Here is a 12,860-nt window from a genome sequence, read left to right on the forward strand (position 1 = left end):
CTACCTACAATACCGTTGATCATTTGAAAGAAGAAAAGAATATATCGCTAAATAATACAACAACATGCTGCTACTGCGGAGTGGGCTGTGGTATTGTGGTAAATAAAGATATCCATGAGCGGATAACAGTTGAAGGAGATAAAAACCACCCTGTAAATAAAGGCATGTTGTGCAGTAAAGGCATGAATCTGCATTACACCGCGAATGACAAAAGCGACAGACTGCTTTACCCCGAAATGCGTTACAACAAAAACATGCCCCTCCAAAGGGTAAGCTGGGATACCGCACTAGAAAGAACAGCAGCCGTTTTCAAAGCACTGATTAAAAAACATGGACCCGATAGTGTGGCTTTTTATGCAAGCGGACAGTGTTTAACGGAAGAATATTATGTAGTAAACAAATTGATTAAAGGTTTTATCGGTAGCAATAATATCGATACCAACAGCCGCTTATGTATGAGCAGTGCGGTTGTTGGTTATAAAATGAGCTTAGGTGAAGATACTGTGCCCATTAGTTACGATGATATTGAAATTGCCGATTGCATTTTTGTTGCGGGCGCAAATCCAGCATGGTGCCATCCTATCCTTTGGCGCCGTGTTGAAGCCGCAAAGCATAAAAATCCAGACCTAAAGATCATTGTAAGCGACCCTCGAAAAACGCAGACCTGCTCGCTTGCCAATGTTCATCTGCAACTCAATCCAGGCACTGATATTACCCTTCACCACGCCATCGGCCGATGTTTAATTGAAGATGGAAAAATCGACGCTGATTTTATCATCAACAGTACCAATGGTTATGAAAAATACCATGCTACCGTTTTCCAAACCTCACTGGCCGAAGCAGCAGTTATTTGTGGAATAAAAGAAAGTGATATCCGCCTGGCTGCATCGTACATCGGCAATGCAAAAGGTTTCATCAGCATGTGGACGATGGGACTTAACCAAAGTGTGGTGGGCACTAATAAAAACCTTTCGTTAATCAACCTAAACCTGATTACCGGCCATATTGGCAAACCTGGAAGCGGACCTTTTTCACTCACCGGACAACCAAATGCCATGGGCGGACGAGAAGTTGGTGGTTTAAGCAATTTATTGCCGGCACATCGCGTTTTAGCCAACGAAAGTCACCGCAATGAGGTCGAAAAATTTTGGCAGATCCCATTGGGCACCATACAATCTAAACCGGGCTTAACTGCAACCGAAATGTTTGATGAACTGAATACAGGAAAGCTCAAAGCGGTTTGGATTTTATGCACCAATCCATTGATTAGTCTACCTGATGTTCGTGTAGCCGAAGAAGGATTAAAAAAAGCGAAATTTGTAGTTGTTCAAGACATTAGCAATAAAGTAGAAACCTTAAAATACGCTGATGTGGTTTTACCTGCAGCTGCCTGGGTAGAAAAAGAGGGCACCATGACCAATGCAGGCCGCTATATTTCTTATCTCAGTAAAGTAACCGAAGCACCTGGAGAAGCCTTACCAGATTCGGAAATTATCTGCCGGTTTGCAAAAAAAATGGGCTATCACGGTTTCGATTTCAAAAGTGCTTCCGAAATATACAACGAGCATGCAGCCCTTACGGAAGGAACCAACATTGATATCAGCGGACTTAATTATGAGATTTTAAGGGAAAAAAGAGCCGTTCAATGGCCTTATCCGAAGCAAGAAAAGGCCTTCGGAACAGCCAGGTTATTTACCGATCACCAGTTTTACACACCAGATAAAAAAGCTAATATTTTATCATTTGATGACCAAAACCAATCCGAAGCTTTAACACCGGAACATCCATTGATTTTAACCACCGGAAGGATCAGAGATCAATGGCATACCCGAAGCAAAACAGGCAAGGTAAATAAATTGAACCAGCATATCAGCGAATCTTTTTTAGAGATCAACCCAATTGATGCCGAGATTCGGCATATTAAAGACAATGATATTATCGAAATTTCCAGTTTACGTGGAAATGTTCGTGTAAAAGCAAAATTTTCGGAAGATATTAAATCCGGAGTGGTTTTCATGCCCATGCACTGGGGAAAAATCTTAAAAAGTGACCTAAACCGGGTGAACAACCTCACCAATAACCTGGTTGACCCACTAAGCAAAGAACCCGATTTTAAATTTAGCGCTGTAGAAGTAAAATTATATCAAAAAGCCCGGCAAAAGATCATTGTTATTGGAGCTGGCGCTGGTGCCTGTGGTTTTGTTAAAAGTTACAGGGCTTTAAATACCGAAGATGAAATTGAGATCTTTAGCAAAGAGAATTTCCCTTTTTACAACAGGGTACTTCTCCCCGATTATATTATTGGCACTTTACCCTGGCATAACCTCATTAAAATGAGCGATAGTGAGGAAACCGATTACAGAATTAAACTGCACCGGGGACTAGGTATCGAAAAAATCAACAAGGAAAATAAAACTGTTATCGATAGTAATGGAGAAACCCACCATTACGACGTTCTGCTCCTGGCTACTGGAAGCAGGGCTTTTGTGCTTAAAGATATCCCAAAACTAAACGGCATATTTACCATGCGCAGCCGCAATGATGCTGACAGTTTTAAAAAACATGTGGATACCACAAATGGAAAAGTAGTAATTGTTGGCGGCGGTTTATTGGGAATCGAATTGGCCACATCTTTGGCCGAAACGGGATCAAAAGTGACGATTATCCAACGGATATCGAGATTAATGGGTCGCCAGTTGGATGCATTAGGCAGTCAGTTATTACATGAAGAACTGACCAGCAAAGGCATTGAGATTTTTTATAATGATGAAGTAGACCGGATTATCGGAGAAAAAAATATTTCAGGCATCCGTTTAAAAAGTGGTTTATTGATCGATTGCGAATCTTTAGTAATTGCCATAGGTACTGTTCCGAATACTGAACTGATTAAAGAAGCAGGCATAGAGTGTAAAAGAGGTGTTGTGGTTGATGAATACCTGAGAACCACCGAAAAAGACATTTATGCCATTGGTGAAATTGCCGAATTTAAAGGCCAGATGTACGGCATTACCGCAGCAGCAGAACAACAGGCAGAAATAGTGGCACGATTTCTTTGCGGAGATATTGCTAAATTTTACCAGGGCAGCCTGCTCATGAATATCCTTAAAATGCACAGTTTAGAACTCTGTTCATTAGGTTTGGCCGAAATACCGAACAACGACCCTACTTATGAGGAAATTGTTTTTATTGATAAAGCCAAACGTTACTATAAAAAATGTATTGTACACAACGATAAATTGGTTGGGGCGATATTAATCGGCGATAAAAGTGAGTTTTTGGAGTTCCGCAACCTAATCGAAAATAAAATGGAGTTGAGCGAAAAGCGGCTTCAATTATTAAGAAGTGGTAAAACAACCGAACCTATTATAGGCAAAACCGTATGCAGCTGCAACAATGTTGGCGAAGGTAACCTGATCAACAAAATTAAAGATGGCTGTAAAGATCATTTGCAGCTTTGCCAGTTAACTGGCGCCGGAATGGGTTGTGGCAGTTGCAGACCCGAGGTAAAAGCCATATTAGATTCTTTTGTAAATGTATTAAAAACGGAAGCTAAGCAGGTTTTAGTAGAGAAATGATAGATTTTCGTGATTCTTCATAAGCTTGTATCATAGTACGAATTGTCATCCTGTCCAAAGGAATCCTGCGGAGAGCTTGTCGAAGGACCTTACTTAAATACACTTTGATGCGTTTCGACAAGCTCAACATGACAGAATAAGAAGAGTAAGTTCTCTATCTTTAATGTAAGGTTCAGAGTATAATATTTAAAATTAAAGAAAGTGATGAAAGTAAAAATAGGTCCTTCAGAATTTAAAAACCTAAAAGGGATTGAATATTTTAAGTTCGAAGAAGATTTTATTGAAGAAAATGTGCGCTGTATCCCGATGATCGTGCGTTTTAAAATGGATGCCGCAGGAATAAAACTAAAATTGGCTGAATGGAGCAAATTTCATCCATCGGAACGGATCCAACTGGCATTACTACCCGTTTCAACTCAGGAACAAACAGATAAGTACCATCAATTTCTGATTGGCCTGATTACCAAATATACTGGAAATCAAGCCACCACGCTAGCTATCGACCCGCTACCCGATTGGGGAAACCTACATCAAATCCCTACGATGCTAAAAGAAAAGGCGACAGAATTAGCTTTGCAGCTTTCCTTAAACCAATGGCGAAAACTCACTAATATCCAAAGGTTTGCGCTTTTAAAATTATGCAGACCAGGACACGAAAACAAAAACTTCCCAAAGGCAGTAGTAGAATTTGGACTTTTAAATAGCTAAGCCATGTATCAAACCATCATCATCAACTTTCCAGGCGGCATCATATCACCGGGCAATTTGTATAATATCCTGGTTGCGGCAACAAAAGCGCGGATCCAATATGTTCGTTTTGGCCTACGCCAGCAGTTATTGATTGATACTACAACCTACAATATTACCATATTTACGTGTGAAATGGATAAACTTGGAATCGATTATGAAGTAGACACCAATAATTTCCCGAATATTATCAGTTCTTATCCTGCTGAAGAGATTTTTATCCGCAAAACCTGGCTTACCGAAGGTGTATATAAGGATGTTTTAGACGATATCGACTTTAGACCTTCCGTTAAAGTCAATATCTGTGATAGCGACCAAAGTTTTACCCCCATGTTAACGGGTAATATCAACTGGATTGCCTCTTCACAATCCGAACATTATTGGCATTTGATCATCCGGTTTCCAAAAACCAATGTAACTTATGAATGGAATCAGCTTTGTTACACCAACCATATTGCACAGGTTACCAAAGCGTTGGAGGGTATTATCAAAAACAATCAGTCACAGTTTGTAGATAATCAACAAGCCAATGGCGAAGCGCTCTTTGCACTTTTGGATCAGGACAATTTCATTCTTAAACCTGCTGAAAATACCGTATCCCTATCATCATTTAACCTACCTTATTACGAGGGCTTAAACCGATATAACAATAAATATTGGTTGGGTATCTACAGGCGTGATGAATTGTTCAGCATTCCATTCTTAAAGAAACTCTGCCAGCTTTGTTTAGATACCAAACTCGGTCAGTTGTGCTGTACCTCCTGGAAAACCATCATTATAAAAGGAATTGATGAAAAAGACAAAAACCTTTGGAATGGCTTGCTCGAAGAATTTGAGATCAATATGCGGCATGCGGCCAACGAACTTAACTTTCAGGTGGAAGACAATTGTAACGAAGGCTTAGCATTAAAAAATTTCCTTGTTAAACATTTAAGCATTGATGATACCAGGACGTTTGGAATCTGCTTTGGCATTAAAACACGCAAAAAAAGTGAGGTTTTCAGTAGTATCCTCATCCAAAAACGCCACTTGATTAATATATTGGGTTTAAAACTACTCCCCGTTTACGATATCCTTTGTGCTAAGGATTTTAACCCTAACGAGCGTACCGGCGAAATTTTCAGCAGGAGTAATCCTAGTTTTTTATTACCAGAACAAGTAAGGCGTTCGATATTTAAGTTTTACAAATACCGTTTAAATGCGATAAAAACCGGTAATCAAAAACAGAGCTTTCAAACTGAAGAAGCGATAAAAAAAGATGGCGAGTTTTTATACCAGTGTAACAATTGTTTAACGGTGTACAACGAGCGCATTGGCGAAATTGAAAACAACATTAACCCAGGTACGGCATTTAAAGATTTACCGGAAGATTATTGTTGCATGCTTTGTGAAGGAGAGAAAGACAATTTTACCAAGATTGATCAATCGGCGTTGCAATTGTTATAAGCCATTTATTTCTGCATGGGAGTTAAAATTACTGAAATAACGATAATCCTGGTCCTCAATGGCAATTTCACAAACTCGCAAATTACTTAAAACGTATTTCATGCTGTGTTTGGCCAAACCATTGGTTTGAAGCAGATGTACAATTTTTTTCAAACCCTCAAATTTATAAATCCCACATAAAGGTTCTTGCTGACCATCTTTGGTGAAAATATAAGCCTCGAAAGAATCATCAGCTTTAAGTGAATGGATTAGCTTTTCCAACAACCTGATTTCCATCAGCAACATATCGCAGGCCAATAGGAACAGATCTTCCTCTGGATTTGATAAGTGCGCAGAAAGCACCCCCAATAATGGTCCTTTGATATCAAGTAAAGAATGATCAACTATCAGGCATTCATTCCCAAAATACCCTGCATAGGTTTCTTGCTGCGATGGATTAACTGAAAACTTTACAGAGAGATTAAGCGAACTCAACTTATCGCAGGCTGCCTGTGCCCATAATCTATCTTGATGATTGAGCAAACCTTTGTCAGTGCCCATCCGTAAGCTCTGCCCGCCACATAAAACGATTCCTAACATATAATATCTACAATTAAAAAACTATTATCAGTTAAGTCGAGCGAATAGATGTCTTAAAAAGACACATCGCCATCAATGACAGATTCAAAAGAAAGGTCGTCATTGCGAGGAGGAACGACGAAGCAATCTTTCATGCTAGTGATTCTTGCCATAAAGATTGCTTCGTCGGCTGAAAAAGCCTTCTCGCAATGACGATGATCTGAGGAGATTTAATCTTTTAAATTCTCCTATCATTTATATTTTATACAATAAACTATCCATAATGGATTATTTACTGCCCAAATCTGTTAGTCCGGCCCCGTTTAAAATACCAATTTGCTTTCCTTTCACTATTATTAACTTTTCAGCTAACAGCTCGTTCATGGTCCTAAAAACGGTTTCGTAAGTGGCACCGGTAAAAGCAGCCAGATCCTGACGGCTTAGTGCTAAATTTAAAAATCCTTCGGCATCTAATCCAAATTGATCTCTCAATCCTAAAATAGCCACAGCAAGCCTTCCTTTAACCGACATTAAAGCTAAATTACGCATTTTCTTTTCTGAAGCGTGTAATTCATCGGCATAAAACATCAACAAACCATAGGCAAATTCCTGGTTTACTTTTATGGTAGTTTTAAAAAAATCGATATCTACAAAACAAAGTTTAGTGGTTTCTAACGCAGTTGCCGATATGGGATAAGTAGAAATACTGCTGCTGATTCCCCTATGTCCAATTATGGCTCCATCGTTTGCAAAACGTAAAATCAGTTCTTTGTCGCCCCATTGTTTATGCACTTTTACATTACCCGAAGTAACAAAATAAACACCACTAACCGGATCGCCCTCTTTGATAATTACTTCCCCTTTTTTAGCGATAAAATTTCGTTTATGGCTCTCGATAGCAGGATGCCACTCTTTTAATGTGAGTTGGCACATAAAACAGGTTTTAAGATCGCAGTTATTATTTTTCTTCATATTTTATTGGGGATGTTGGGTAAAAATAGCAAATCATTGCTCAATTATTGGGTATCGTAAGCAAATTCGATGATTCTTCACTATTGTTGAAAATTTTATAAGAATAAAACTCATTGAAAGAGAACACTTAGCATTTTTTACAGGCATCCTTACCACAAAGAAGTTTAAAGATATGCCATCAAATCATAATTTTGTGTTATGGCAAATACAAACGTTAGAAAATCAATTCAGAATAAGATCGAATCATTGGGTAAGGAAATCGAAAGCTTACAGGCAGAACTAAAAAGATGGGAAAAAATTGCAGCCGATTATGAAACCAACTCGGAAAGCATTGATTTGATTTTATCGATACAATTACCTGAAAAACCAGAACCAAAAACTAAAAAGGTAAAATTGTAAGACATTAAAACAAGAAAACCCGGACAATGTCTGGGTTTTCAATTAATCATATCCTGAATATTAATCCTGTTCTATAACTTCTTCCACTTTTTTTACCGGAATTTTAACTCTCGGCTTAAAATCAGTAGGCTTATTATCACCTTCGGTTAAAACGGGCGATTTCTTTACAGCTTTCTTTTTGAATTTCCTACCATACCAGATCAGAAAGCCGGTTATAGGTAAACTTGCCCCTATTAGTGATGCTAAAAAAGCCATTACTTTACCTGGGAAACCCAAAATACTCCCCACATGGATATCGTAATTCATTTTGCGAAGTTTACCGCCAAAACCAGCTTCTTCGTAAGCAATAGCATAAACACCTTCGCGTTTAAATTCTTTTAAAGTATGCTGATCGAAGGTATAGCCCTGGTTATTGTAAAACTGACCTGTATTAGGATAAACCGTAATATTAATCGTGGCTTTTGCTTTTGAAGTATCGGGAAAATTATAGAAAAAACCCTGTGATTTTGGATGACGGCGAATTACTTTTTGCCAGACCAGATCCATCGCTTTTTGAGGTGTGTAAAATTTCCCAACGGCTAATGAATCTGATTCCAGGCGTTGGAAATCGCCTAATTTATCACCTCCAGAGGTTACCCAATACAAACCTTCGCTGTACCATTTAATGCCATAAACCATTCCTGTCAAGGCAATAAAAAGCAAAAAGATTAAAGAATAAAAGCCAAGTACATTGTGTAAATCGAGGTTTATCCTTTTAAATGAGGCTCCCCATTTAATTTTGAAACTCTTATCGCGGGTTGATTTGTTCCATTTTTTAGGATACCACCAGATTAATCCCGTAATTAACAAAACCACAAATATCATGGTTCCGTAGTTTACAATCGGTCTTCCGATGGCATAAGGCAACCACAAGAAACGGTGACCGTTGAGGATAAACCTAAAAAAATCGACCTCTCCTTTTTTATGTACCACTTTGCTGATTACCTCTCCTGTATAAGGATTAATTTTTAAACTGGTTCCTCCTCCGCGCCGTCCTTCATCCTTTTTTCCCCTTAAATTTAAACTTATCGCCCTTCCCTGTTGATATTGTGCATACGAAGGAATCTTTTCAGGGTAAAGCTTAAACGCAATGGCACTCAGTTGCGATGGTGTAATCACAGGCTTATCCTGCTTTTCAATTTTGGTTTCAGGTTCCAATAAACCTGTAATTTCTTCATTAAAAACCCAGATACAGCCTGTTATACAAACAATGAGAACAATGACACCCGATATTAGGCCAAGCCAGAGGTGAAGCCATTTATTGATCCTGTTAAATAACGAATCTTTATTTTTTTTCTTTGCCAGAGTAGTTTTATTTACCGTTGCCATTGTTCTGTTTTTAGTTTTTGAGATAATAATTTGTTGTTATTTCAAATGCTGAACGGCAGTGATTACCCCACCTTCTACTTTTAAGCCTCTTGTAGCTGTTGCTGTAGCTGCATCAATTTTATACACATAGCTTGTACCATCACTTAAATTGAAGCCCAGGTAAGCCAGTTTTCCATCTTTTGGCGTATAGTTATTTGTAGTGATGCTAGAGATAGCGGTTTCGGCGGGAAGCCCCGTAACTTTTTTGAAGGTTTTATCAACTACATTTAATACACCTATAGTCTTACCTACTGTATAAGCGCCTTTGTTGGCTTTTAATATCGCATTTACAATGAAATTATTACCACCGATATAAATCCAATTGGTAATTACATAACCACCAGATACAGATTCAAAATCTAGAAAATAAGTTAAATCGAACGCTGTTGTGCCTGCTTTGATTTTGGTAATTGCTGAAGGTTTGGTAGAGGTTATTTTCGAATCTGTAAGCACATCAGTAGTTTCAGTATTATCGTCAACAGCCACTGAGCTCGAAAATGCATAAACATCTCCATTTTCTACTACGCCCAATCCATCAGTAAAATATCTTCCGATAAAACTTGTACGGTCATCTTCAATTACTTTCTCTAATTTCATTTCCGGATAAGAATAAACGGCTATCCAGGCTGTGTTAGGGTATTTTGTCCAGAACCTGCTGCCGTTGATACAGAAAAACGGCGCATACACTTTATTTCCTACCTGTTTAATCCAGCTAAAATGCGCGATTTCTCCGTTGTTTGCAGGAGCTGTGGCATCTAATGTTCCTTCTCCAGAGATTAAAAGGCTATTGGTATTTACTTTATACCAGCTTGCTGTTGGAGCGGTTAAATTTCTTGGGATTTTAATCAATAACAGATCGTCGTTAACTGGCGCAAAAGCCTGAACGGTTTCAGTCTGAAAATTAGAAACCTTATTTAGTTTGCCTGCTAAAATATTGTAGGTAGTTACCGCACCCGGATTTCCCTGACCGTAAAGCATACTGAAAAACTTATTGTTATGCGTAACATAATAGCGATAAGTTCCATCTTGTTCTACTCCGTTTCCAGCGGTAGAGATTGTGCCTTTATCCAGATCACTGGCAGTAAGCAAATAATCGGCAACACCTGTAGAAGCCACTGGTGTAACGGCGAGGATAAAGTTTCCTGGATTTTCCGGAACACTTTCGCTCTCTTCTTTTTTTGAACACGAGGTAAGTACAGCAGCGAAAGCTAAAGCGATAAACGCTTTGGTAAAGTTTGTTTTCATATTACTTTTTTTATGTATTAATTATTGATTTTAATTGATGAAATACCTCAGGTTTAGGTAGAACGCCCTACCTGGTTTTTGAAGACTAAAATTATCGAAGAGGTCGGCATTGGTGATATTTTTGGCTTCCAATCCAATATTATAGCGGCCTTGTTTTAAGCTGTACACGAAGTTTAAATCATGATTGAACTGCTGTGGAATCACTTTTTTATCGCCAGCTGCGCCCTGACTTGGCCAGTACAGCCAAAAAGCATGCACATATAACAAGTTATAACCAATAGATAAATTATTGCCTTTACGGCCCAGATCTTTTAATGCAACCGAAACATCTCCATTGCCATATAGGTATGGAATATTGGGCATCTGATCCAGGTACACATTGCTTACATTGGTGAATTTTTCGCCCGTACTTGGATTAACTTCGTATTTCTGAAGATTTTTAAGGTTCTGATAGGTAATTGTGGTACCAACACTTAACCAGTTTTTATACGAATACCTGATTTCGGCATCACCACCTATTGTTCTTACCCCGTCGCGGTTATCGGCAACGAGTTTTGATTGATTTTGATTCAATCTGTTATAGATAAAATTGGTCGCATTGCGGTAAATACCATTGACCGTAAAAGAGAAATTATGTTCCCGGTCAATAGCGAAACTGTAACCAAGGCCCAAATTAAAATTGTCGCTTTTTTCGGGCTTTAAACTTGGGTTGGCATCCTGGTTTTCTACATCACCAAAAATCTCCTGAGCCTCAGGCATACGGTTGGTAAGCTCGTAGGAAGCTTTTAACTGCGTGTTCCGGTTAATAAAATAAGTAGCTGCAGCGCCATAACCTAACCTATCGGTACTATTTTTACCAGCAGTGCTGCCGCTTCCGTTAACATTGCCCTGATTGATATATTTCCCGAAAACTGTTGCGCTCCATCGGTCTTGTACATCGAAATTATAACCTAACCCCAGAACATTTTTATTGGTTTTCTTTGGCCTTTCGTAATCTGCATTGGCAGGATTTAATTCATCGCTACCTTTTCGGTTAAAAGTGGTAAATACATTGCTTACCGCGACCGATTGATTGTCGTCTATTTTGTAATTCAACATGGTTGTTGCCAAGCCATTGTTGTTTTTGTATTTGTACAAACTCCTGGAGCGTTCGCCATTCGTTCCATTCGGTTTACTGTTTCCGTACCAGTCGTACCTAACATTTAAAGTATCAATATTCTGTTCGTTACCTAAATTGTAGTTGGCATTAATGGTTACATCTAAACCTTTGATCAGGTTTTCTTTCTTATATTTTAAGGTGGGCATCAATATGTTACCCCTACGGTGCCAGCCTCCGAAAACCGAAACCATCCTGGCACCGGTTTGTATTTCTTTATAATTCTGACCAACTGTAATCCCAAACAAAAGTTTATCCGCATAACTTTTATCCACCACACCCACATTTGCGATTAAAGTTTCATTGTGATATTTATCGTTAAACCTCTTCAAAGATGCAATTGGTGCATAAGCTCCGGTGTAAATATCAGAGGCCTCTACATTTACCCTATAATCATTGTCCGAATAATTCTGAAAGGCATTTAATTGAAAAGTTAGCCCATTTGCTGAGGTAGCCGCTGCATTGATTACACTTCTATGCGTATTAAATGATCCGAATGAGTAAGAAACGTCAACATAATTGCGGTAACGATCGCCAGTTACAATATTGATGGCGCCGCCTAAGGCATCAGCGCCCAGCCACATTGGTACCACACCTTTATATACTTCGATCCTATCTGCAATGTTGATGGGAATATTGTTGATCTGGAAAGATGATCCAAAATTATCCATCGGGATACCATCAATAAAATACCTCACATGATTACCCGAAAAACCATTTAAAGAAAGGTTAAAGTTTGAGCCAACCCCTCCCGATTCCCTTACCCTAATGCCCGCTACCCGATCTAAAGCACCAGAAATATCAAGCGTAGTATTGTAAAGTTTTTTGGCATCAACTGAAGTTACATTAAAAGCCTGCCGGTTAATTTCCTGATTGGCCGTTCTCCCAATTACATTAACGGTTTCCATTTGCTCGGTAGATTCTGACAAGCTAAAATTGAAACCACCTGACTGACCATCAGCTACACTGATCTCTTTTTTTTGTGTTTTAAAACCAACTGCAGATACCTGTATGGTGTACTTACCCAGAGGAATATTGGAGAGTTTAAAATTCCCACTTTGGTCTGTTAATGTACCATAATTGGTTTTGTGGATTTTAATGGTAGCCCCGGGAAGCGGATTACCATCATTGGATTTGATTTGCCCCGAGATACTCAACAGTTGGTTTTGGGCAGAAGTAAAAATTACACAGGCACATAGCATGCCCAATAGCAAAATTTTCTTAATTTGCATGGCTTTTAATGGAGATTAAAGGTGAGCCGGATTTCCGGTTTAGCCACATGGGTCTGAACCGTGTGGCATTTTTGTTTTCGGCAAATATAACCGCTATTTAGATCAAGTCCAAATAAGAATTAT

9 protein-coding genes are annotated in these 12,860 nt (G+C 38.8%); 4 read left to right on the top strand and 5 right to left on the bottom strand.

Annotation, left to right across the window (positions count from 1 at the left end; genetic code table 11):
* Positions 1–23: 23 nt before the first annotated feature.
* The 3 genes from LQ201_RS09385 (at position 24) to LQ201_RS09395 (ending at position 5,768) form a co-directional block, all read left to right on the top strand.
* Positions 24–3,575 carry a nitrate reductase gene (locus LQ201_RS09385; RefSeq protein ID WP_230141668.1) on the top strand — a complete coding sequence of 1,184 codons (3,552 nt, stop codon included), beginning with the start codon at positions 24–26 and terminating at the stop codon, positions 3,573–3,575.
* A 204-nt stretch (positions 3,576–3,779) separates the two neighbouring features.
* Positions 3,780–4,283 (top strand): nitrate reductase associated protein, encoded by a 504-nt coding sequence (locus LQ201_RS09390; protein ID WP_230141676.1) that lies wholly within the window; start codon positions 3,780–3,782, stop codon positions 4,281–4,283.
* A 3-nt stretch (positions 4,284–4,286) separates the two neighbouring features.
* Entirely contained in the window at positions 4,287–5,768 is a 1,482-nt protein-coding gene (locus LQ201_RS09395; protein WP_230141678.1) for a rubredoxin, read from the top strand.
* Here LQ201_RS09395 and LQ201_RS09400 read toward each other — a convergent pair.
* Together LQ201_RS09400 and LQ201_RS09405 are read right to left on the bottom strand one after the other, a co-directional pair.
* A complete protein-coding gene (locus tag LQ201_RS09400; protein ID WP_230141680.1) occupies positions 5,763–6,347 on the bottom strand; it encodes a molybdenum cofactor guanylyltransferase in 585 nt (194 codons plus the stop codon). The genes LQ201_RS09395 and LQ201_RS09400 overlap by 6 nt on opposite strands.
* 267 nt (positions 6,348–6,614) lie before the next feature.
* Positions 6,615–7,259, bottom strand: a complete 645-nt coding sequence (locus LQ201_RS09405; RefSeq protein ID WP_230146629.1) for a Crp/Fnr family transcriptional regulator — start codon at positions 7,257–7,259, stop codon at positions 6,615–6,617.
* Positions 7,260–7,496: 237 nt separating this feature from the next.
* Here LQ201_RS09405 and LQ201_RS09410 point away from each other — a divergent pair, with 237 nt between their 5' ends.
* Complete coding sequence (locus LQ201_RS09410; protein WP_029276036.1) at positions 7,497–7,697, top strand: hypothetical protein; 201 nt, start codon at positions 7,497–7,499, stop codon at positions 7,695–7,697.
* A gap of 60 nt (positions 7,698–7,757) precedes the next feature.
* On the opposite strand, the gene LQ201_RS09415 is transcribed toward LQ201_RS09410, so the two are convergent.
* From LQ201_RS09415 to LQ201_RS09425, 3 genes are read right to left on the bottom strand one after another with little or no spacing between them, the layout of a single operon-like run.
* Positions 7,758–9,065 carry a PepSY domain-containing protein gene (locus LQ201_RS09415; protein WP_230141685.1) on the bottom strand — a complete coding sequence of 436 codons (1,308 nt, stop codon included), beginning with the start codon at positions 9,063–9,065 and terminating at the stop codon, positions 7,758–7,760.
* Between the two features lie 36 nt (positions 9,066–9,101).
* The gene (locus tag LQ201_RS09420) at positions 9,102–10,349 is read right to left on the bottom strand and encodes a DUF4374 domain-containing protein (protein ID WP_230141688.1); all 1,248 of its coding nucleotides are present in this window, start codon (positions 10,347–10,349) and stop codon (positions 9,102–9,104) included.
* Between the two features lie 30 nt (positions 10,350–10,379).
* A complete protein-coding gene (locus LQ201_RS09425; RefSeq protein WP_230141690.1) occupies positions 10,380–12,737 on the bottom strand; it encodes a TonB-dependent receptor in 2,358 nt (785 codons plus the stop codon).
* Positions 12,738–12,860 lie beyond the last annotated feature (123 nt).

Origin of the sequence: Pedobacter sp. Bi126, from assembly GCF_918698245.1 — a bacterium.
Taxonomy (GTDB): domain Bacteria; phylum Bacteroidota; class Bacteroidia; order Sphingobacteriales; family Sphingobacteriaceae; genus Pedobacter.